General features: G+C 40.6%; 24 protein-coding genes. 23 read left to right on the top strand and 1 reads right to left on the bottom strand.

Going from position 1 to position 23,043, the window contains the following annotated elements:
* The first annotated feature begins 53 nt into the window (after positions 1 to 53).
* Genes lepB through traN form a run of 4 tightly spaced genes read left to right on the top strand, consistent with a single transcriptional unit; the run spans position 54 to position 6,151 of the window.
* Complete coding sequence (gene lepB / locus ABLV17_RS16635) at positions 54 to 578, top strand: signal peptidase I (protein WP_348854476.1); 525 nt, start codon at positions 54 to 56, stop codon at positions 576 to 578.
* Positions 565 to 1,926 carry a TrbC family F-type conjugative pilus assembly protein gene (locus ABLV17_RS16640; RefSeq protein ID WP_348854477.1) on the top strand — a complete coding sequence of 454 codons (1,362 nt, stop codon included), beginning with the start codon at positions 565 to 567 and terminating at the stop codon, positions 1,924 to 1,926. The genes lepB and ABLV17_RS16640 overlap by 14 nt, the downstream gene beginning before the upstream one ends.
* Positions 1,923 to 2,960 (top strand): IncHI-type conjugal transfer protein TrhU, encoded by a 1,038-nt coding sequence (gene trhU, locus ABLV17_RS16645; protein ID WP_009652382.1) that lies wholly within the window; start codon positions 1,923 to 1,925, stop codon positions 2,958 to 2,960. Before ABLV17_RS16640 ends, trhU begins: the two co-directional genes overlap by 4 nt.
* A 14-nt stretch (positions 2,961 to 2,974) precedes the next feature.
* Positions 2,975 to 6,151: a conjugal transfer protein TraN gene (traN, locus tag ABLV17_RS16650; RefSeq protein ID WP_348854478.1), complete on the top strand. Its 3,177-nt coding sequence runs from the start codon at positions 2,975 to 2,977 to the stop codon at positions 6,149 to 6,151.
* Positions 6,152 to 6,190: 39 nt separating this feature from the next.
* Here traN and ABLV17_RS16655 read toward each other — a convergent pair whose 3' ends face one another.
* The gene (locus ABLV17_RS16655) at positions 6,191 to 7,042 is read right to left on the bottom strand and encodes a hypothetical protein (protein ID WP_348854479.1); all 852 of its coding nucleotides are present in this window, start codon (positions 7,040 to 7,042) and stop codon (positions 6,191 to 6,193) included.
* A gap of 266 nt (positions 7,043 to 7,308) precedes the next feature.
* On the opposite strand from ABLV17_RS16655, the gene ABLV17_RS16660 reads away from it, so the two are divergent.
* From ABLV17_RS16660 to ABLV17_RS16750, 19 genes are all read left to right on the top strand, one after another.
* A complete protein-coding gene (locus tag ABLV17_RS16660; protein WP_348854480.1) occupies positions 7,309 to 9,108 on the top strand; it encodes an ATP-dependent helicase in 1,800 nt (599 codons plus the stop codon).
* Between the two features lie 330 nt (positions 9,109 to 9,438).
* The gene (locus tag ABLV17_RS16665; RefSeq protein WP_348854481.1) at positions 9,439 to 10,434 is read left to right on the top strand and encodes a hypothetical protein; all 996 of its coding nucleotides are present in this window, start codon (positions 9,439 to 9,441) and stop codon (positions 10,432 to 10,434) included.
* A 105-nt stretch (positions 10,435 to 10,539) separates the two neighbouring features.
* Positions 10,540 to 10,893, top strand: a complete 354-nt coding sequence (locus ABLV17_RS16670) for a hypothetical protein (protein ID WP_348854482.1) — start codon at positions 10,540 to 10,542, stop codon at positions 10,891 to 10,893.
* Between the two features lie 59 nt (positions 10,894 to 10,952).
* Positions 10,953 to 11,810 (top strand): hypothetical protein, encoded by an 858-nt coding sequence (locus tag ABLV17_RS16675; protein WP_348854483.1) that lies wholly within the window; start codon positions 10,953 to 10,955, stop codon positions 11,808 to 11,810.
* Complete coding sequence (locus ABLV17_RS16680; RefSeq protein ID WP_348854485.1) at positions 11,807 to 12,868, top strand: AAA family ATPase; 1,062 nt, start codon at positions 11,807 to 11,809, stop codon at positions 12,866 to 12,868. The genes ABLV17_RS16675 and ABLV17_RS16680 overlap by 4 nt, the downstream gene beginning before the upstream one ends.
* Before the next feature lie 92 nt (positions 12,869 to 12,960).
* The gene (locus ABLV17_RS16685; protein ID WP_348854486.1) at positions 12,961 to 14,037 is read left to right on the top strand and encodes a DUF3150 domain-containing protein; all 1,077 of its coding nucleotides are present in this window, start codon (positions 12,961 to 12,963) and stop codon (positions 14,035 to 14,037) included.
* A gap of 64 nt (positions 14,038 to 14,101) precedes the next feature.
* Positions 14,102 to 15,958, top strand: a complete 1,857-nt coding sequence (locus ABLV17_RS16690) for a hypothetical protein (RefSeq protein ID WP_348854487.1) — start codon at positions 14,102 to 14,104, stop codon at positions 15,956 to 15,958.
* A gap of 71 nt (positions 15,959 to 16,029) precedes the next feature.
* Positions 16,030 to 16,260 carry a hypothetical protein gene (locus ABLV17_RS16695; protein ID WP_069476581.1) on the top strand — a complete coding sequence of 77 codons (231 nt, stop codon included), beginning with the start codon at positions 16,030 to 16,032 and terminating at the stop codon, positions 16,258 to 16,260.
* A gap of 110 nt (positions 16,261 to 16,370) precedes the next feature.
* Positions 16,371 to 17,615, top strand: coding sequence for a toprim domain-containing protein (locus ABLV17_RS16700; protein WP_348854488.1), 1,245 nt, complete (start codon positions 16,371 to 16,373; stop codon positions 17,613 to 17,615).
* Between the two features lie 69 nt (positions 17,616 to 17,684).
* The gene (locus tag ABLV17_RS16705; protein ID WP_348854489.1) at positions 17,685 to 18,224 is read left to right on the top strand and encodes a hypothetical protein; all 540 of its coding nucleotides are present in this window, start codon (positions 17,685 to 17,687) and stop codon (positions 18,222 to 18,224) included.
* A 141-nt stretch (positions 18,225 to 18,365) separates the two neighbouring features.
* Positions 18,366 to 18,584: a hypothetical protein gene (locus tag ABLV17_RS16710; RefSeq protein WP_072046566.1), complete on the top strand. Its 219-nt coding sequence runs from the start codon at positions 18,366 to 18,368 to the stop codon at positions 18,582 to 18,584.
* On the top strand, positions 18,577 to 19,185 hold the full coding sequence (locus ABLV17_RS16715; RefSeq protein ID WP_348854491.1) for a hypothetical protein: 609 nt from the start codon (positions 18,577 to 18,579) through the stop codon (positions 19,183 to 19,185). Before ABLV17_RS16710 ends, ABLV17_RS16715 begins: the two co-directional genes overlap by 8 nt.
* Positions 19,172 to 19,414 carry a hypothetical protein gene (locus ABLV17_RS16720; RefSeq protein WP_044352267.1) on the top strand — a complete coding sequence of 81 codons (243 nt, stop codon included), beginning with the start codon at positions 19,172 to 19,174 and terminating at the stop codon, positions 19,412 to 19,414. Before ABLV17_RS16715 ends, ABLV17_RS16720 begins: the two co-directional genes overlap by 14 nt.
* Positions 19,415 to 19,482: 68 nt before the next feature.
* Complete coding sequence (locus ABLV17_RS16725; protein WP_348854505.1) at positions 19,483 to 19,923, top strand: hypothetical protein; 441 nt, start codon at positions 19,483 to 19,485, stop codon at positions 19,921 to 19,923.
* A 9-nt stretch (positions 19,924 to 19,932) separates the two neighbouring features.
* Complete coding sequence (locus tag ABLV17_RS16730) at positions 19,933 to 20,340, top strand: hypothetical protein (RefSeq protein WP_348854492.1); 408 nt, start codon at positions 19,933 to 19,935, stop codon at positions 20,338 to 20,340.
* 41 nt (positions 20,341 to 20,381) lie between these two features.
* Positions 20,382 to 21,341 carry a DNA replication terminus site-binding protein gene (locus tag ABLV17_RS16735; RefSeq protein ID WP_348854493.1) on the top strand — a complete coding sequence of 320 codons (960 nt, stop codon included), beginning with the start codon at positions 20,382 to 20,384 and terminating at the stop codon, positions 21,339 to 21,341.
* Positions 21,338 to 22,093: a hypothetical protein gene (locus tag ABLV17_RS16740; protein ID WP_348854494.1), complete on the top strand. Its 756-nt coding sequence runs from the start codon at positions 21,338 to 21,340 to the stop codon at positions 22,091 to 22,093. The genes ABLV17_RS16735 and ABLV17_RS16740 overlap by 4 nt, the downstream gene beginning before the upstream one ends.
* Positions 22,093 to 22,416 (top strand): hypothetical protein, encoded by a 324-nt coding sequence (locus tag ABLV17_RS16745; protein WP_348854496.1) that lies wholly within the window; start codon positions 22,093 to 22,095, stop codon positions 22,414 to 22,416. Before ABLV17_RS16740 ends, ABLV17_RS16745 begins: the two co-directional genes overlap by 1 nt.
* A gap of 273 nt (positions 22,417 to 22,689) precedes the next feature.
* Positions 22,690 to 23,007, top strand: a complete 318-nt coding sequence (locus tag ABLV17_RS16750; protein WP_348854497.1) for a hypothetical protein — start codon at positions 22,690 to 22,692, stop codon at positions 23,005 to 23,007.
* Positions 23,008 to 23,043: the final 36 nt, after the last annotated feature.

Here is a 23,043-nt window from a genome sequence, read left to right on the forward strand (position 1 = left end):
ATTACTCACCATTGGGGCATAATGATCTGAAATAATCACTCAGGACACATTATATGTTGATGTCGCTAAGGTATCTTTCACCTCAACGTAGGGGTTTATTAAAAGTCGATAAATCACTAATTTTGCACTTTGTTATAATTTCTGTATTGATACATTTATTTTTTTCCAGGTTCACGCTGGGCCACGGACTACTCTATGGTTGCATTCCTGCTGAATATTACATGGTGGATAACCACGACAAGCAATATGAAATAGGAGATATGATTAACTTTACAATGGACAGGGATGTGAGATTCATTAAGGCTGGCGATAAAGTAATAAAAATTGTCGCGGGGAAGGGAGGGGACAAAATCCAGATTACCGATACATACGTTAAAAACGGAGATCGTCTATTCCCGGTCGATGGAAGCCGTATTGTGAAAAAATATAAAATTGCACCAGAAATCCTGAACCGAGAAGTGACGGTTCCCGCCGGGCATATATTTGTTGTAGGACAAACCGACTACTCATGGGATTCCCGTTTTTGGGGAACAGTACCAGAAACGACAATCACAGGAAAAGCATATGCCATCTTCTGAATGCCTCAAAAAGTTACTTTTTTGCTGTCTGTTAGTAACTCCTCTTACACATGCTAGTGACTCAGCTGAACCTGCAGGAACTAAAAGTATGGAATCGGTCGTCGCTACGCCTCGTTACAATCCAAGCTCTGTATCTGACAGCGTCCGGGCTGTAATTGAACATACAGGTAAGTTACGAGAAGCGAACACCATGAGTGAAGTAGCTAAGGACATTAAGCAAAACCAACCCACTGAAGTGTTTTCAGAGGATGCTGAAAAGATAAATCAGACAAAAAACGAAACGATGAGAACGCAGTCATCAAGCATAGAAAAAATGTTCGGGAAGTCGGGAATAACAGCACAGGACTTTGAACGAAAACTGGATAACAATAAAAATGAAGAACTATCAACTGATAATGGTTTGACGATATTTGCATCATTCAGCATGCCAGATTATGTTTTGACTGACGTGATTAAAACGGCATCAGAAAATAATGCACGCGTTGTTTTCCGGGGACTTAAGGATGGTGTTGAAAACCTAATTCAGATGCAGGTAGTGTTACGTAATTATATAGCGAATGCAAAAATAAAAAATGAACCTTTAGTCACTCTCGACCCGGAAAGTTTTACGCAGTATAGCGTTAAAGAAGTTCCAACCATGGTTTACAAAAAAGATGATAAGACCTATAAGATCAGCGGGTCAATTAACATCAAGTACTTCATGAAACAGATAGAAGAAAACCCTGAAAAAACATCCTTCCCGGTGACTGCCCAAACATTCCCTGTAAAAGAGAAGAGCATAATACAGGAACTGGAGGAGCGTAGTAACAAATATGACTGGGAAGCGGCCAAGAAGAATGCATTAAAATCGACATGGCAAAATCAATGGATGGCCACCCTTCCTGTATCAGACGAAAATAAAATCTGGTATATCGACCCAACTATTCAGGTAAACGAAGATATTAAAGATAATCAAGGAAATCTTCTGGCAGCTGCCGGTCAAAGAGGTAACCCTTTAGCACAATTACCTCAGAAACTTACCATGATCATCTTCGACCCAATGAATTCAGAGCAGTTAACCTGGGCGAAGATACAGTTTATGCACCGTTTTGGAGAAGGAAAGGTCATGCCTGTCTTTACGCGAATCAAACGTGAAGATGGCTGGAAACATTTGGAAGAGCTCCGTGGACAGTTTTATGGACAAATGTACAAAATCAACCCTGAAATCATTAACCGTTTTCTAATCAAAGCCACTCCATCAATTATTTCCGTTGAAAACACATATTTCAAAGTCCAGCAATTTGCCCAAGCTGATGTGCGCGAGTACACCCGAATTAATCAGCAATCAGAAAAAGAGGTGACGCAATGATTAAAAAGTTACTTTTACCTGCGTTCACAGCAATTATGCTAAGCCTCGCGCTACCTGGTATGGCAATTGGTGCAGAAAACGGTAGTGGAATTTGTCAATCAGCAGGCGTATGGAAAGGGTTGATCAAAAATATTTGCTGGAGCTGTATTTTCCCAATGAGAATTATGGGAGTAGGTAAAGCACCAGAAGGAGCCGCCCCTTCAGAACCTGTTTGTTTCTGTACTGACCAGAACGGGGTTCCTGAGGTTGGCTGGCAGCTTTCGTTCTTTCAACCAGTAAAAATGGTTGAAGTAGTTCAGTCCCCCTGGTGTTCACCCGTTCTCGAAGGTGTAAGCCTGCAGGCATCGAGTTTTGACATGGGCAAAGGCGCTACCAATAAACCGAAAGGTGGTAACGAAGCGGGGTTTTATGATGTTCATTTATGGGAATTCCCGATACTGGTCATGCTAAAGCTTCTCATCATGGGGGATTGTACGGCCGAGCCATACATTGATCCGTCTCTGACATATATAAGTGAGGTAGACCCTCTTTGGGAAAATGACCTTCTTACGCTCGTTCTGAATCCAGAGGCTGTAGTGTTTGCAAACCCTATTGCTTCTATGTGGTGTGCAGCAGACTGCGTCAAAGTGACTGCAGGGGCAGATAACTTGAGTGCACACTTTTGCGCCGGATGCGATGGCAATCTATATCCGTTAACCGGCCACGTATTTGCGAACGACGATTCAGTCAGAGTTTCATCTTTACTGACACAACGAATGATAACAAAGCTTCACAGACAAGGAATGCTGATGCAAACGATGGGTAAGGATGCGATGTGTGAGCGAGGATTTAGTTACTTCATGCCAAGATCGCAATATCGTTTGTCGATGTTATACCCCGTTCCGGAAGCAGAGGGGCCTGAGTGTTGCCATCGATTAGGTGATTCAGTCCATGACTGGTCCACTAGAAAAGGCGGGCGTAAACGAATAGGTGTTAATAACTACGTATATATGCTGTGGAGATATAATGACTGTTGCGTTAGATATATCCCTTGATAACGGTAAAACATATGAAAAAAATTATTTCTTTGATTTTATCCGTATCAATAATAACTAACACACTGAGTTGGGCATACTATGTCACCCTGATAAACATGGTATTGACCCCAAGGGTTTATGCCGCAAACGAAATATATGAGGGTCTTGAAAATACTTTTGACCTGAGTAACCCCGCTGCAAACAGAACCGCAACAGTTACGACAGATGATATTCTGGAAAAATATAAGAGTAGTGAAGGTGGTTCATACACTGAGAAACTGAATTCATACGACAATACTGGCTCTTCAAGTGTTGATATGAGTAAGTACAGTGGTAAGCAGTTTTCTAATGAGGATGTATTAAACTTTGCAAAAACAGACGGAGCTGATATAGCAGGAACAGTTTCACTTCCAAAGATGAGTGGGAATAACATAACAATTAATGGAACTGAAAATGGAGGAAAGTTACTTTCACGGAATGAAGATGGAAGTATATCAATTACACCTAACCCTAATGCTGGTGGCAAAATAACGGGCACCAATACGGCAGAAATGTACAGTTCAGAGCAAAATAATGCTGATGTTCAGTTTAATGCAGATGATAGTTATGGGGATAAGAAGGGGTTTGTAGAGGATATAAAAAACAGGAAAAGTCAGCTTTTTACAGCAAACAGCTATGACGGCCAGGCCTACCGGTCGCTGGTGGCGGCTACCAAGTCGAATCCTATACCTAATATTTCACCAAATGACCCTATGTTCACGAGTGGAAGAAGCGAGATTGCCAATGCAGCAGCCGGAACGGGGCAGTGGCTACAGAATTGCTCAACGCAGACAACTACTTCAACAATTGACAAACACACTCCAGATTATAAGGAGTATTACTGTAATGCTCCCAAAAAAGATAATTACAGCAGTTGTACGATAACTCGTGATTTTAGTGTTCCCGTGTACATATCTGGCGGGAATGGGGACCTGAGTGTCTGTGGTGATAGCTGTATTCGCGTTTGGTTCGGTAAGCGAGGAAATGACTATTGGACCGGTGGTGTGTATGACAATAGCATGACGTTACATTTCCACCAGGATGCGATATTAAAATCAGCAAGTATTGTCAGTGCAGAGTGGGATGACCATATGCAGGTCAGCCTCGATGGAAAACAAATTTTCGCTCATATTGATGGTGATTATCGTGAACCTGGTTATGGGCCTCCCAGGAATGGAATGGAGCGTAACAAATCCAATAAATTGTCAGAACCTATTGATATAACCAGTCTGGTTGCAGATTCTGTATATAACGAATCAGACCATGAAGTAGAAATGTCCTCCACGGTATGGGTAGGAGGTAATGGTGAAGGTTACTTCGAGGTGGAACTGGTTTTTGAGAATATGAAGCTTGAGGATAAACACATTCAGGAACCTCCTGGTTGCTATGATGCGGTAAAAAAACCTGATTCATTCTGTCGGTTTGAACGATTCGCAGATATTGACGTTGGAACAAAACGGTTACCACAGTCGATACTTCAATATGCATCTCCTCTTTATGATGGTGATCAGGGTAATCTTACCTGGAAAACAAACCTTGAGGGGTATTTTTGTGACCCTTTAGGTCAGGAGAAACTATGCCAGTATGATGCATCAGGTAATATTCTGAAGGATGAAAATGGAAATGATGCCTGCTACAACTACGATCAGATAAAATCTATGCCAGATGCTTGTTCTAAATATTCAACAAATAACTCATGCACAATGACAAAACAAACTTGTGCTGAAGGATGGTTCGATGCTGGGACAAATCAATGTTATATGTATGAACAAAAATGGACTTGTGATGAAGGCACAACAAGAACAGTAACTATTACAAACGAATCTAATACATGTATTGGAATGATCCCATGTGCTGGTGGTACGTGTAATACTGGTGCTAATGAAGAAAATAAAGACTTTGGAAAAGTGGTTGCTTACACAAGCATGGTCCAGAATATGCAGGGTGACGCAATGTGCAGCGACCCAAATGATTCAAACTCATGCATTGTTTTTTCTGGTGAGAAGCAATGGTGCGGTCGCTCCGTAGGTTTTGTTAATGGACTCGCAAAAACTGACTGCTGCGAAGCTCCTGAAGGAGCCGCCGGTAAGCTTGAAGCCATTATCCTGGCAGGTACCATGTTGAGAAATACAAACTGGAGTAAAATATCAGCTAAGTTGACGTCCTGGACTGGAGGCGAATCCGGTACCTGGGCCTCTATGACCAATTCAGTAGGGCAATGGACGTCCGGAGTATCGTCAAGTGTGGGGCAAATGTGGCAACGAGTGACCGAACCGCTAACGTCAGTGTATGAGTCAGTTACAGGCAACGTTTCTAGACTGATTGGATCTACCACAGTAGAGGGGGGTGGTTCAGCAGCCGCAACTGAGCTTACTAAAGACGGGTTACAGACTGGAGGACTCGCTGCAATTAAACAGCAGTTAATGAATAAAGCTTACGACATGTTGCCCGACGCAATTAGGGACTTTGTTTTTGATAAAACAGCAAGTGCAGCCGGGCAGGCTGTTTTTTCCTCAGCTGTTACCAACTTTATGTTGGCCTTGAATGTTATTGGTTGGATTTATACAGCTTATCAAATAACAAAAATGCTTCTCGAAATGCTTCTGGCCTGTGATCAAAAGGAAATGGAGGCATCAATACACAAGAATCAAGGAGCATGTTTTGTAATTGATACCGACCGTTGTGTTAAATATCTTAACGTTGGATTCACAAAGAAATGTATTAAAAAAGCAACGGATATGTGTTGTTACAACTCGTTATTATCGCGTGTTATAATGCAGCAGGCATATCCTCAATTAGGTATTAATCCCATAGAAAGTGGTTGTGTTGGATTAACTATCTCACAGGTTCAGCAACTTGACTGGGATAAAATAGACATGACTGAATATATTGAATCTGCCGTTGTAGCAGGGGAGGTCCCCGATGAATATGCAACATTTACAGAAAGTTCAGTTGCTAATATGGGACCATATAAGAATGACAATGCACAGTTACCATCTGAACGAGCATTAGAGTCAATGGGTGGTGATGTCAACATGACAAAAGCAAGGGAAGAGAATACTCAGGCTTTGAAAGCAGAAAATGTTGATTGTTCATACTTACCAAGACCAGCAATCTGCGAAGTAGGATCAGTTTACACAGATCCTATTACCGGAGCTATTATCAAATAACCATCTGACCGGGTATAGCCCGGTCAGATTATAATATTTTTAATCAATGCCTTTTTTTAAAGGGAATTTTTTATATCCTAAATCACCCTTGATAAAGTAATACTCTCCGCCATTAATAGATACACTTGCATAGCCCGGGGCCGTTTTTGGTGTTTGAGGCATTAGTGTAAACCCAGGGAAACCAGTGGTGTCAAAAGATAGTCCCTTCACCATAAAGTAGACATATCGAATAACTGTATAATTGCCAGCTTTTATATGTAATTCATCAAGTTCTGACCCAGTAGCTGGACGGATTACTTGATACTTAAAGAAGGTTGTTCCATTACTACCAGATTGCGGTACTTCATTTTTAGTCTCACACGTATCCCAAGGCCCCATAAAGGACTTACTTATTGTACATTCAGAAAGAGCTTTGATTTGTTGTGAGTAAGTAGCATTGTTTAGTTTAGGATGATCTTTGATAGCATCGATAATTATTTTTGCCCCATTTTTAACAAGTGCCGAATCATTGTATGGCAGATTGGTTGGGTTTGGCACGAAAACGACAAATTGTGGGACCTGGATGTATTCTGCATCTGCTTCACTATAAAGAGATGCTGTAAACATTCCGATTCCTGCGTTAAGGCCACCGGTGATAGCTCCAGTAGCCGTATTCAAAAGCATTTTGGAGGCAAGACCTTCATCGACGCCTCCAGCCGCATTCTCAGCTTCTGAGACATTTGCCTGTACCCCAGCCAATGAGTATGCGTTTACTGCCAAGGATTTCTGACGATCTGAGTGCCAGTAGACGTCATGCATTTTAGTAAACATGCGGTTTTCCGGGCTGGTTGGTTGTGTAGCACAACCGGCTAGGAGTGTACAAGCCAGTACAGTGATCAGTATCTTTTTCATTTATGTGTCCCAGTGGTTTATTTAAAGTGATTATTCCATATAAAATTCCTTGTGCAAGAGGGTATTTTTTCATCTTATCTTTTGTAGGTCATAAACAGTGTGAGTTTATGAAACACAACAGGAGTAGGATTGGCTTCATAAACTAAAGAAATTTACAAGCACATCACCATAAAAAATAATTAAAAGAAAAACTTAAAGTTGATACTATTACAAAAAAAATTTACCTGGATGTGACATTATAAATACCTAGATATAAAGGAGCTAAGATGGCATCTAGTACTGAAGAACAAGACCGTGTTATAAGAAACATGGATAAAAACACGATGGTGATTGCATGCCCCGGCAGTGGGAAATCTTTCACAATGAAGGAAGGAACCAAAGCTATTTTTCAGAGACATCCTTTAGCCAGAGTAGCATTGGTTACTTTTACCCGTGCCGCTACTGATTCTTTAAAAGGTAGTCTACAAAAAATGATAGAACCAAAACTCATGAATAGGATAGAGGTAGACACATTTCATGGTTTCATAAAAAAAATGGTTAATCAAACCGGCTGGAAAGGTGGGCTACTTATTGGTCACAAACAGATGGCTATGGTTTCTCGTGTTCAGAAACATTTGGACTACCATGAAGGTGTGTACGATATCATGCCATTTATTGATGGAATCGGACGAGAACTAAATCCTGATATTATTAAGATAAAATACACACGTGACCAAATAGCATTTTACAACGAATATATGAATTTTTGTAAAAAGGATAATGTTGCCGATTTCAACTCATTGTCAAAATATGTTGTTGGAATGCTCAGCACAGATAAAATGAGGCCATTAGGTATCACGCATCTGATTGTTGATGAAGTACAGGATACCGATGGAATTCAATTCACATGGATTTCAGAACACGCCAAAAGAGGGATCAATACCACGATAGTCGGTGATGATGACCAGACAATATATTCCTTTAGAGATGCCGGAGGCGTAAAGATTTTCAGGCAGTTCAACAAAGCATACAACCCCAATGTTTTTCATCTAACAAAGTGCTTCCGTTGTGCCCCACTCATTTTGAAATTTGCTGATGCGGTGATAAGCAAGAACAAGGCGCGTTACGAGAAAAGCCTTGTATCAGGAAGGCAAGGAGATAGAGGGAAAGTAACTTTTTTGAAAACTGATGATGCAGAAAACCAGTTTGAGACTATCAAAGATCTGGTGGAGAAGAATCCAAAGGACTGGGCCATTTTGAGCAGAAACAACACCACTTTGGACAAGATGGAAAGTTATCTTGAGATGCCGGTCACCCGGATAGGAGGTAAATCCTTCTGGGAAGGACTGGAGCCTAGTAATATCCTTCACTTGTTTACCTACTTCAGGCAGCCTGGTAACGTTGGTCTGATGAAGCGAGTGCTTTCATTTCTAAATGAAGATGAGCAAATCCTTGATGTGTTATGGAAACAGATGAGTGCCAGAAAAGTTACTTTTCAGCAAACGGACTTACCCAATGATTGTTCTGTGCTCACTAAAATGCTGCATAAACATATGACGCTCATGTTGACTGACACGCAAAGTAAGGAAGAGATAGAAAACCGGTTTAAAAAAATAAAAGAGTGGTTAGAAATGGCCGGTTACAAAATGTTCAATACTAAAGGTGACCCATCAGTTACCCGGTTATCATTAATGTCATGCTATCGATGGGCAATCAAAGATGGATGGCTGAAGATGCTCAATATTGCAGCTGGCATGACGATGGGGAGCAAAAAAGAACCAACTGATACCGATCAGAGTGGAATATGTCTTTGCACACTGCATGGTTCAAAGGGCCTTGAATGGAAAAAAGTAATAATTATAAATTGCAACAATGACCAAATACCATCACCGAAAGCCATTGGCGATGAAGGTATTGAGGAGGAGCGCCGATTATTTTTTGTAGGAATGACACGCGCCGAGTTAGAGCTTTACATAACGTGGCATGGAAAACCATCTGAATTTATAACCGAATCGTTCCCTAAAGTAGTTGAGTTATCTGAGGAATATGCCGTAATTGAAGGCAAAGAAGATTTTTGTTTACAATGAAAGAATGTTGTTGTATAAATTTATTAATAGTTTGTTTTAATACCTATACCCCTTCTAAGATATCCATAAATGGATAGCTCATTTTTGAGTTGCGACACCAGAGCCTCTTTTCCATAGAGTGGCGCTGGTGCGATTACTCACGTCTGTATTTCCACAACTCGTAGCTTATTTACTTTTAAAAAGTAACTTTCTACGGACTCCTTAATGCCAGAAAAGTATAAATTCAGGCGGTTTGTTACTTCCGGGTGATAAACGACGGCATATGCCACCTTTAACTGAAACTATGTATGTGGTTTTAGTTACTCAAATCTAAACTAATAGGTACTTAAAATGACTGCTACTACTGCTAATTCAACTGCTAATACATCTACTCGTGCTAAAACATCAAATGCTGCTAAAACTTCACAGCCAGCTGCTAAAGCTCCTAAAAAAATTGATAAAGACTCAATTTTAATGGCGCTCGCAAAAGTATTCTATGGTGAGGAAATTCCACCATCAAATACTGGCAGTGATATTTGCAAAATTGAAAAGGGCACTGATAACGATAAGGCTTACATTTGGTATATGACAGATTATGTCAGCCGTGTAGTCGAGTTAAAAGCGCTTGAGGAAAGTTCAAAACTGAAGCATCTTGTTGGTTCTGAACGTTCTGTTATCTACAGCATTAATGTTAGCGATACTTTCATTAAGGAGATCACTCTCGATGAGGCTGAGCAACTTCTTGAAGAGTTCCCTGACATTCCACGTGAAAAAACACTCGAAGAATTTTTAGCATCTCTGGATGCTAAGCTTATCGAGTTAAATATTGACTCTATTGTTTCATCAGAAAATCTTAACTTCGGAAAAGAAAAGCTGATTAAACTTGGAGCTGTTAAAGTAAGTCAGTGGCTTCAACTTGTCATTGATGAAGTCTTTGTTTTTTATAAACGTGAAAACTTTACTGAGACTGTAGAATCTCCCCATAAGGACCTTAATGACTTTTACAGTAAATTGAAACCTTTGATGAGAGAGTTTGGTCTTAAAGATAAACATTATGGGATGTCATTTAAAGAGATGATGATCCACAAAGTGGATGGTTTTGATTTTGTTGTTTCTGATTCAATGCCTAAGTTGCTTAAGCTTGAAGCCTCAATGAAAGACGAGGAATTAAAAGCAAAGGCCTTCACTGAAAAGACATTAGTTGATGAAACTATCATTCAAATTCCAAAAAAAGAAATTTCTTTATATGATTCGGTAATGTCAAGAGTTCTGAAAGGAGCTGCTTGTGCAGCCGTTGTCTATTTTGGAGCTTCTGCTTTATATAACTTCGTTAGCTACATTCAATGAACGTTATATATATAGCATCTTCTTTATACAATATACACACATACCATCCATAAGGAGAAAAGAGACTCCTTCTGGGTCTCTTTTTATTTTTCAAAAGAGGCCTAAATGTTTACTAATCATATTAATACTGTTTGTGTTTCCGGTGACGTCAACAAGGTTATAATTCGTCCAGAATATGACACTATTATGTTAATACTGGATAACAAACAAGAAATGGAAAAAAATGGTAAAGTCGAAATGGTTGTTTCCCCTATCCAGGTGAAGATACCACAAGACCTGTATGATAAGGAATTTAAGGAAATTATTCGAGGTGACAGCCTTATGATTTCTGGTTGTCTGGTTACTGATAAAGTGTCTTCTGGTGAATTCACGGTTGTCAGAGTTCAAGCCCAGAAATTGCTTCATAGAGTACCTAAACCGATAGAAGGCTTTGGCGCTACAAGGTTCTTAACGCGTTAATTTTCTTTAACCCTATAGGGAGAAATCCCTTTTGGGTTTCTCCGTTGGAGAGACCTATCATGCATTTAAGTAGTAAATTAAAAAGGATTGTTAATGAAAACCAACTTAGTTTTAGCTTCTTTTTATTCGAGGAAGATGAAGTTAAGGAAAAGGTATATAAACCTGTGGTTTCATCTTCAATCGATGAATCTGATATAGGTGACGTATCAACCTATGAATATCAGGAACTTGATGATTTCGTTTGGTCTGATGAACATATTTCCACATTGTTCTATAAGTTGATGGAATCATCATTTGTAACGGTTCAGTACCATATAGACCATTCTATGGTTTATAAAATCGATTCACATGGCTATCGATATTTAACACCTAAATTAAAGTTGGAGTTAGACTGGTACTGTACTAAACAATTTCAAATCGTGTGTCATTACTTTGGATATGACCCCGATGAAATTATTTCATTTATAAAGTCAAGGCTCTTACTTGAGGTGCGTTCCAGAGAGTCAATGCAAAACCTTATCAATTCATTAAACACTGACAACTTAACATTATCACACCCTATTATAGGGCCGCTGAAATGGTCAGATTTTCTGGATCCAGGTTATTGCGACACAAGGAGATCGTTAATTATAAAATGGTCAATAGCAGACAGATTGAAACTCTTTAAAAAGATTTTCGACGAGCAAATGCTAATCCTTGAAAATTTAAGTGAGAATGGTGCATGGACATGGGATCGAATTAAAGATTCATACGTCCTAAAAGCTGAAGCTGTTGATTATATTCAGTGGTTATATTCAGATGCATGTAAAGTAATTTCTCATGCATACGGATTTGATTACGGATTACTTTTAAACACTTCTAAATCCATTATCAAAAACAGACTTTACTATACATATATGAAATGGGGTTATTTATGACACACGCTACTGCCGCTAATAATACATTTAACATTGTTTCTCTTACTGCTAATGAAGACTCAGAATCTGAGATTAAATATTTCGAATCACATGAGTTAACCAAAGCAGTAGAGTACGAAGATTGTGATGATTACATTCTTGTTCGTGCGAATGAGCATTTTAATGTAAGCAGCTTTACTGAAAATGACGTTGTACCTATTTTCAAAAAAATCACGCCTTTTCGTGCACCACTTAATAGTAAGTACCGTCCAAACCCGATAACCCTTCGTCGAATGATCAAGTTGCTCCTGAATAATGAGGTAACAGCTGGAATTTGTCTGCAAGGAGAGTCCGGGTCTGGTAAAACTGAGCTGGCATTATATATCAGCCACATGCTTAACTGGCCTATCACCATCAAGCAAATCAATAACGAATTATCTATTGATGACCTTGAAGGTATGAGAACGCTGGAAAATGGTAATACACGATATGTATATAGTGACCTTGTCCAGGGCTATCGTGACGGTCACATCATTCTTCTTGATGAGATTGATAAAATAAATCCCGATACTGCTGCTAAGTTACATATGCCATTAGAACGTAAACCGTGGGCAACTGCGAAAGAAGGAGGCGATTTGATTCATGCAAATCGTTTCACAAGATTTATTGGCACTGCTAATACGAACATGAGCGGAGATGATATGCGTTTCGCTTCTTCACAGTCTCAAGACTCTGCATTTATTAAGCGTTTTTTAATATTGCCGATGTTTAGACCTGACGAAAAAGATATGTATAACGCTGCAGAGGCTCACTTCCCTGAAATGAGTCCTTCATGTTTGAGAGTGTTTGCTAAAGTTGCTTTTGAGCTCAACAATCTGAAAGACGACGAGTTGGTTATGGATATTCGTGAACTCATATCATGGATTGCCACTTCGAAAGTTCTTGATGAAGAAATTTCTGTAGGGTTCACAATTGCATTCACTTCTAAGTTATCTTCTGAAGCAAGAAGTAGGGCGGATATATTGCTTGAACAATTGTTTCCAGAAGAAAGGTCTCTTTCAATTTCACAATTGAAGTAGAAAGTTAATCTTAATTCCGTACTTTATAAAACCCCACCGGGAAATATTTTCCCTCTGGGAGATATTTTTCCGGTGTACACTGGAGAAATATCATGGCTAAAATCAAAATTGCTGCTATTGCCGATACCACTCATATCAGCAAATCCGTTCAAACTTTCATTGATCGCCATCCTGAACTACAAGATGGTGCCGTTATCATTAAGGTAGATGTCGAAGGTTCGCAGGGTCGCCGTCGTACTAATGAAATAAGACAGTTTTTTGTTGAAGATGAAGTATCAGACCAGTCCAGCGTTAGCAAAGTTGAAATTCAATGGATTTCCAGCAAGGCATTGAACTTTAAAAGCGCCGTGCATACGCGACTAAGTAATTTAAAGCGTAAATATTGCATTCCATTCAGCTCAATGAACATACTTCCGACATCTAAATTGGAGGAGTACTTAATTGAAGTTGAAGCCGTCCGAGAGTATTTCAAAGAAGGTATCCAGAATGCTTTAGAACGTTATGAAGAGTACATTCAGATGGAAAAAGACAGAAGTCCCAAAATTGCAGACTTGATTGAAAAATTGAGAATGACAAAGACAGACTTCGAAAATTCTTTTCTTTTCCAGGTTAGCCACCCTATACCTTTCACACCAATATCAATTGATGGGGAGGATTTAGGTGACCGCTATACGGTTGGTTTAATTAAAGATATAGCGGCAACTGCTGAATCTATTTATGCATCCTGCACTAAGCCAAAGATTGACCAGACTTTTGTAGAGAAGCTTGCTAATTTGAAGGAAAAGGTTGTTAGTTTTATGTTTATGGATGATCGGGCAACTAAAATTGCTGATTCAATTCAAAGCGTATTAAACCACCTTCCGAATGGAAATTTGGATTCGGCCCTTCACATGAGTTTGTTCCGGGAGTGGTTATTACTTTTAAGTGATACTGACCGTTTGAACAAAATCATGGATGGAGATGATTTAGTAACTAGTTTCATTTCCGAAATTAAAAATCGATTTAATGATTTAGATGATAAATTGGTCAATAATTCAAGCTTGAAATTTATCGATCCGTTTGCAACTAAATCACCTCAGGCTAAAACCCAGAGTAGTTCATTACCTTTAGTCTCAAAAAATGATAGCGTGCAGAAAAAAGTAACTTTCGGCACGTCACTCAATTTTTGAATATTCAATTCCCTCGTGGGCATACCCACTTGGGTGCGCCCATTTAATATAATATGGGTGTTATATGTCTATTAAATTAAGTTCTTCTTTGCGTTCAAAGTTAGCAACTCAGAATATCGCTCGTGTCATTGGTGCTGACCCTGACCTTACTATTAGGTTTGCTGGTCGCAAAATGAACCCACGAATTGATATGGTTAATAAAATAATTTATTTACCTGATGGTGACTTTAGTAATGATAAATACTGGAAGTTATGCTCTGGTTGGATTAGTCATGAAGGTGGTCATAATCGTTTTACTGAATTAGAAACCTGCATAAGTTTTGAGAATGATTACCTTTCAAAATTACCAGGTTTTGATCATATATTACCTGATGGTGTTCCTGTTTTCTCTTCAGAAAATGATGAGAAGAAAGCACGAATTAAGTTAAAAAGACTTCATCGGGAAATCAACCTTTTTGAAGACATTCAGATGGAAGAGAAAACTGGGAATCTTTTTCCTTTATCTAAATCGTTACTTTCTGAAATGTATTCTTTAATGGTTCAAGATGGTTACATGACTGCTGATGGAACAAATATAGTTTCATATGTGGAAATGTACATTTTAAATAAACTCCGAGTCAACCAATTAGGGCAAGAAGGCATTCCTGAGATTTTAAAAAAATTCTTTGATCTTGCTGATACTGCTCTATTAGGTTTGAAAGATCGTTTTGATTCATTAATCGCAGATGCTACCGGTGTTAATTCAACTCTTATGGCATGTGATTTAGGATTAAAACTTCATGAAGAGTTTGAAAAATTACGTGATGATCTAAAAGATAAAGAAGAAGAGCAGAAGAAACATGATGATTCTGATGATTCTGATGACTCAGATGATTCTGATAACTCTGATGATTCTGATGATTCTGATGATTCTGATGATTCTGATGATTCTGATGACTCTGATGACTCTGATGACTCTGATGACTCTGATGACTCTGATGACTCTGATGATTCTTCTTTGAGTGATAATTCAGATCTAAAACCTGTTTACTCACCCGAACAGATTAAAAAGGCCATAGAGGACCTTGATAATTATCTTGATTCTGACAATGACCAAACACCGTCGCATGATTTTCATGAAGCTCTTAAAAAAGCAATTACCGTGATGGCAGCATCATTCAGTGATGAAGATGTTACAAATTATGGGGTTCGCATCGGTTTTATCCGTCTTACTGAAGAGGATTATACTAAAGCACAAAATAATTCACGTGACCTAAGAAAGTTACTTTCTTCTCTATTAAAACAGAATGTCCGCCGTAACAACCGGCTTACAGACCGTGGAGCTCGCCTTCATGGAAGAAAGCTTGTTGAAGTACCTATGGGCGCAACTTCTGTCTTTAAGAAAGGTGGGGATGGATGGAAGCGATCTGACGTGGGTATAGTTAATCTGCGTGACATCTCGGCATCCATGTATGAAGTTGGTGAACTAGCTTTAAATGCTAACCTCGCTTTTACCTTGGCTTGCGAGTCGGTAAACAATATTGATGTTGCTGATGTTGTGTATCCGGTCCAGAAAGAAGGTTTTATAGACATTCTTAAGCCATTTAACGAATCAGTTGCTCACAATTTCTCTGATTACGAAAATGTAAGTAGCGGATTACATACTCCAACTGCAGAAGCGATAAATGAATGCGTAGAATATTTATTACGTTTCAATTTTAGTCGTAAGGTTATTTTTATAGCGACAGATGGTTTACCGTCTAGTCCTGTAGAATGCGTTAGCAAAGCAGTTGAACATGCCAAGAAACATGGTATAGAAATTGTCTGTATCGGTTATGGCATTGAAAAACCACAAGGCTTCGACGGCGTTTATTTTAAAACAATAAATGATATATCTGAATTGATTCCTTTGTATAAGGAATTAATCAGAAGTCTGGTCTAATTTTAAACACCTTCCCCTGCGGGCTTATATACCCGCCTGGGTGTATTTGCTCGCCTTTTAGGAGCAAATATATGAAAGGTGATAAATATATTAAGCGTGTCCGAGTTGACTCTCGTCAATTGGACGGTGGAATGATCGGAACCAAGATATACGTTACTGAAGGAGAAGTTGTTGACGGTGTATTGCCGGTTGAACGTCTTGTGCGTGATTCCAGCTTTTCCGAGGAAAATTCTGAAGTAATGGACTCAGTAGTTGACAAACTGGTGAGTAAATATCGGAATAACGGTTACGAAATCTTATAAATGAATGTGCCACCCTGTGGCACTTCCTTCATTCTGCGTTGTGGGTTTCTCAATGTTATCTGCACAGCAGTAGGCATTGTGAAACCCACAATGTCAGCCAGGAGAATATTATGAGTCATTCTACAAGTTCTAATTTACCGGCTAAATCACCAATGCAGCATGCACAAGAGACATTTGACCTCGTCAAGTCTCACGTTCATCAATTGGGTGGATGGCGTAATGTTCTGTCCTTTTATCCTGAATTTCATGAGGCGTTAGAAAAAGCACCTCGCTCCGTAAAATGCCCGTTTACAGGCGACGGTAAAACGAAATTTAGATTTAAAGACCGTTCACTAGAAAGTGTTCATGCTATACATGAAGATTATCCACATAATACATTCATTGATGGCATTGATTTAATTGCCGAACTTAAAAATATTAGTAAAACGCAGGCAGCAAAAGACATTCTGGAAATGATGGGTGTTTCTAAAGTCAGAAAGTTGAATGAAGCTGACCGCGTTAATATCGTTCTTTATGAGAAAAAAGCTTCATCTTTCTCAGATATCGGTGAGGAGGAAAGGCTTGCTCGCATAAAGAAATTAGAAGCTGTATACAAATATACTAACGTTGCGACTACTGATTCTTTAGTAGCGCGATATCTTTCAGGCCGCGGAATTAAGAGGATTCTCACAAAGTTACCTGCAAGCCTGGGGTTAAATCCAAAAATGCGTTACTGGCATGGTCCTAATATACCTGCCAGCTTTCACCCCACGATGGTTGCCATATTTAACGATAAGTTAGGTCGCAATTGCACTATCCATAAAACTCATCTTAGTGATGATGGGCTTGTAAAAGCAGATGTTGAAAACCCAAAGTTAATGATGAAACCGGTCTATCAGATGAATGGTGGCTCGATCCAGTTGTTTAAACCAACCTATGATGAAATGTCTAAGGCCTGGTTTTTGGGTATCAGCGAAGGTATAGAGAATGCGTTGTCCGTAACTGAGGCAACTTCGATACCATGCTGGGCATCTTCAAGTTCTACGTTTATGGAAATGCTGGAAATTCCTGATCATTTTATGCCTCCTTCTGATTGCGAGTTCATCGAATTGACGATTTGGGCAGATAAAGATCGGGTTAATCCAAATACAGGTAATGCTGCCGGAGAAACTGCTGCACAGGTTCTTAAGAACCGAATGGAGCCATTATTCGCTGCACGCTATCCTCACGCGAATGTCCATGTTCACATTTTCTTACCAGAACTTGATATTCCTGATGGTAAGAAAGGTGTCGACTGGAATGATGTGCTGATACTCAATGGGACAGAAGCTTTTCCTGGTAAACTTGAAGAAAAGTTTTTCGACCTGATTAAGTAATTATCATAACCCATACAGGGAGAGTTCTCCCTGTGGGGGCTCTCTCATTTAACATTAAGAGAGCCTGTTATGAACAATATTTCTGCAATTGATATTGAATCGGTATTCACTTGGGTAAAAGATAACTTCATTTTGAAGCATTCCTCCACTCTTGTTAATACACCGTGGTATGACTACGACATAGAGACAGATTTGCGCTTAATCAAGCAAGCCTTAATCAATGGTAACTCTGAATTTATCTACGTTGTTCGCGATCATGGCACCATGTTGCTTTTGTTATCTGAATTTCACTCCTCCATGGCACTTGATTGGGATGGTAGTGAGGACTTTGCATATTATCATTGTAAAATGTTTAGCATGCAGAGCGTCCGACTCACAAAGCAAACTGCTGGTGTTCTGTTAGATCGAGGGCCTTTACTTATGTCTTTTAGCGGTGGCAACAAAAACACCTATCTGAAAGAGATTTTAGATTTTGTTAATAATAAAGGTTTTAACTCCGATCCCGTACGGTCACTCTTTGACTGCCTTCACATCGGAGAGGAGTTAAACCTTCCCTCAATGAAGAACTTCATTGCGCGAGTTGAAAACCATCTTCGCTGCTTAAATTAATTATTCATTGTTGTCTATAAAAAGAGCGCATATTTTATGCGCTTTTTTTTTGCCAAAAATTTTTCTCTAAGTCTGATTTTTAGTCCCTTAGTCCAGAAACTTTGCCTTTCTACTGTGATTTAATAGTTTAAAGGAGGGCTGATGAACTACAGACACGAATGCTATGGCCTAGAAAAGTTACTTTTGGCCGATGATGATTTCCTTCTCTACCTTTTTGGTGGGGACAATGCTGAAGCTTTACGTACGGACTTGAAATTGCGTTATGCAGCCGGTGAACGACTTATCACAACGCAAAATTGTCCAGACTTTTCACCTGTCAGGGGTTGCCCTGGGCATGAGAGAGAGTGTGTTGATGAGTAACCCGTATGACCTTTCAATGTATTCATTACTGGTTGTGATGGTCATTTTGGCCCTTGTTTCAACGTGGTATGCAAAAGACCACAAAATTAACTTTTATTTGTTCCTTCTCAGCATAGTTACTTTTGTTGCTTTATTGGCTGTCGGGCTTATCAACTGGTTCGTTGAAGGCTCAGTTTATGGTGCTTTAATAACAAGTGCAGGTATCATTTGTCTCAGTATGACCAGACTGAGACTGTTAGTTTATCGCTATAGCGTTAAGGCCAGTGTTAAAAGCATTGTATCTTCGGTTACTGATGGTAGAAGGGTGGTTTTCATTGCTCACGATAATTTAGACCTGAGAGAAGTCGTCTTATCCTTGTTCAGCCATCACCTACCAACACAATCACGCGTTGTACGTGGTCCTCTGGGTTTCGGAATGGATAATGATATTGATTTCATAAAACAACATAACCTTTCTGATCAGGGGTACCTGGTTATCTTCTTAAACCAGGAAGATTCATACTCATGGTTAAAGCTCATCGCAGATGGTGCACCAGAAAAGGCAGTTGCTTTTAATTTTCATTATATTCCAGATCTGGAGAGCAAACATGAAAACGAATGATGTGCATGGCGCAGCTGACGGCTTACCGGTGAACACGCTTGTCATTGACACAGCAACAGCACGTCGTTTTGAATGTGTAAAAGAGAGGGTACGTAGACTCGGGTTCAATAACATATCCGACCCTGAAATTATTGACGCAATCTTGTCTGAAATAACAACAGCTGATGCTGCTGGTATTATTATCGAGTACAAATTAAAAAATACCAAACCTCTGCTCTCGATAGATTAGGGCTTTACAGAGCATTTTTTTATGCTTTCATATTCATTAATGAAAAAAAGAGAACCTAAAAATTGAATATGATTTTCAAAGAAGAAATAGTCCTGGGTATCTACAGCTGGTTGCATATGACACCTGTCAGCATATTGGTCAGAAATATTACCAGTGATGGTGGCTCTTTTGCCATCGTTCGTTTGACGGTTGACAGCAGAGGAGTTCAGATGGGCCCAAAGGCCCAGGGCCAGCTCCTCTGTTCATTTAGTTTTAATGTTGATGAGACCTATGTGGCAGATACCGAGGAAGGCCCCCGGATTATGAAAGCCGAAATGATGAACGCGGTTATGCAGATTGTTCCTGACTACATTGAGCTTACGGATCGTCAAACCCATGCAATCAGGGAAGAAGTTTCCGTGTTTGACAGAGTTTGTGCAATGCGCCTTACCGGTGGTCACGGGAGCTCAAGGTCGCTGTGGGAGAACGATATCCTCCCACGCATGAAGAGCCATAGCCAATTACAGTGAGGCAGGACGATGGGTAAAGTTCACATTATCGGAAATATTACCTGGAAGAACTACGAAAGTGCATCGTTTAAAGCCTATGCCAGTATCGGGGCAATTTTAAGCCTTGGACTCATTACAGCGACGGTGCGTAACTATGAAATCCTGCAGATGACGGTTCCGTATTCATGGTATCTCTACTTTACGGCATTCTGGCTACTTTATCCGTCCTTCAGGGTCTCTTTCAGCGAACACGCCGGGCGACTGTTTATTTCGTGGGGATTTTTCGGGCTGAAGCTGATAACGATTAACCGGCCTGTCCCTGCTGGTTACTGGATCGTGTCGATGGAGAAAACACGATACCGGTTGATTCGGGTGTGTCAGGACGGACGCCGCCTGCCGCTATGGCTGACATTCAGAACTTTACCTGAATTCATTTAACGACTAACGTCCGCCCTCGGGAAACATGATCGGGAGATGAAATGAATACTGACTTCGCACATTACAATGAAGAGCAACTACGCAAACTCGATGAGCTGCACAGTTTACTCCAGGATAGCGAGATAGGATCAGCTTACCTTGCTTCGCTCCCGGAGCCACGAAGCATGGAGGAGTATCATCCCCCACAGGAAATTAAGGTGACTCACTCGGTGCCTGGCCTCGACACCCTAGTGGACATCTACCGGCAGCAGCGGGTTGATAAAGGCCTGGCGGAAAATGAACCTTATTCAACCAAAATCACCCGTAAATACCCCGGGTTTATTGTCGTCAATAATAATCATGACGAAGTGTTGGCGCTGGTAGGAGAAATCAACCGGCTACGGGATAAGTTTGCTGATGCGGTCAAAAGTATCACTCAATACAGGGACTCCCGGTCAGAAATTCTGCATCAGGTTTGCCCGTGGCTGGTGACCCTGCAGGTATCCCGTAACATCCGCATCGTGACTGAGAAAATTCGTACTCTCGGTTTTACCTGGCAAATTCCGGTCGTTCATAAATTCACCCGTCTGGAAACGGTTATTGATCGCTTACGCAGGGAACTAACGGCACTACAGCCTGATATCAGGCTGACAATACAGGATGTTAAGCGACTGAAGCAGGAGCGTAGTGAGGAAATCATGATGCTGTCGTTGCTCAATGAAGAGGTCAGTCATGAAGATGAGCAGTTGAGGAGGTTTCGCATCATCCGGGAAAGTAACTTTCCTGCTGTTAACGTCAATATCAGGTACACCAGTCCACATGATCCTGATGACGTGTCCGGACCGTACAAACTCAACTTCAGAGCCCCTTTACCGTTAATTTTGTTCAGTGAGCCGGGCCGTTTTAACCCGTTAAAAGATTACGAAAAAGGTGAAAGGCAGAAGCGCGGTAATGTTGATGAAAAATATCGTTCTGTCCTGCCCCGAATTGGGCTGGTGGAAGTGATTAAGGAGTCGGCATGAGCCGGATTTTAACCGGTATTTGTCATGCGGACCCGGCCAACAGGCTTTACGAGGTCGCGGTCAGTCGGGGAATATCGTTTGTGAACGCGAAGGAACGTTTCCGGGTTCAGATCAGTTTTAAAAATGCTATGACGCAACCGAGTGAAGACAGATTTCTGGCTGAGTTACTGACAGTTCATCATTTCCTCTCGGATCCCTCCATTCTGTGGCATATGGAGAAACAGGTTTATGCCAGCACCACCTTATGGGCCAGTACATCGGCCTGGCTGCCTGATATCTATCAGCGCAAAGCCAGTACGCCCGGCGTGGTAAAGATCATCCGGTATATGCATGCTCTGTTCCCGGGACTCAACACATCCGTGGAAACCAGTGAGCAGGGCTACGGGCAGGCTCTGACCAGTACGAGTCTTGAAGTCCCTTCCTGGCCTGCGATGCCACAGTTTGACTGCGAACTGGGTACAGTCCAGATCACGATGGGAGGGATGATTCGTTACACAGAAACCATGAGCAATAAAAATTGCAGAAACCCACTTGCACTGATGATGAAGAGTTTCAGGAAAGGGATGATCCCCGTAGATAAACTGCCAGAGAGCAAGACAGCAAGACTTTTACCACTCGATATGAATACCGCTGGTGAAGTTTTTTCTCACACCACCTGGCCGAGGTATCGCTATGTGTTTGTTCCCGGCGAGGGCGGCATTAAGAAACTGGTCAATGTGGTCAGGCTGAGATTAAAACCCCTGGAGGAATAATGAATTATGCAATTTTCATGGTCGTAACCGCACTGTGTGCGTATGGCCTTAATTTTTTGACAAGCAAAATCGGGGCCGGTGCGAACCAGAATAATCGGGGCGACGGCACGGATGGGATGGCCTTACGGTGTATCATTTCATTTATTCTGCTTCTCGTAGCTTTATTTTTGCCCATAAAACCGGCAGTGATTCATCTGGGGGTGGAATTTGCTGCACTGGTAAATTTCATTGCCTGTGTGGTTCTTTACACCCTGGCGGGTATCAAGGTAAAACGGAGATTGAAAAAACAACGGAAAGCCGAAAAGGCAGACCAGAAACGCTAACAAATTAAATCACTCTAATTTTCCTTCGTGAAACGCACCAGAAGCCATTCTGGAGCAAGATAAGGCATTTCTTCGTCTTCCTGCCGTACGGCCGCATAATGAAGGAACAGGGGCGTTTCACAATGACGGGAGAAATGAGTCTGCATCAATTCTGAAAGGCACAAAGTTTTGAGTTTCCTGACTGTGTTGTTCTGCCTGAAACTTTTCCCCACTCACAACCAGAGCGAACACAAGCGTAATAGCCATTCCTTTTACACTCCATCCGGAGGGACAATGAATAATAAACGAACCATTACTACTCGTGAGCAGATAAAAGTAAATGGAGAGATTAAAGAAAGAACAGCCACGCATATCGTCACAGGTGCACATGGGTACGAAACACTCTGCACAAGTGGTTATAATATCGACAGGAATGAGAAGGGTGAAATAATCCATAATTGCGAGAAGATAGCCGAAGATGAATTACCGGTTACCTGTCCAACGTGTCGTGTTGTCTGGTTTCATACCCATGAATTCAGTCTGACTGACTTTGACACATTATCTGATAGAGGTAATTTTGTATTGACCGATTTGAAGGAGATTAATATTTAACGACGGTTCATTAACCCCCACAGCACGTTAACACCT

It is taken from the genome of Klebsiella sp. CN_Kp091 (assembly GCF_040065095.1).
Lineage (GTDB): Bacteria > Pseudomonadota > Gammaproteobacteria > Enterobacterales > Enterobacteriaceae > Klebsiella > Klebsiella aerogenes.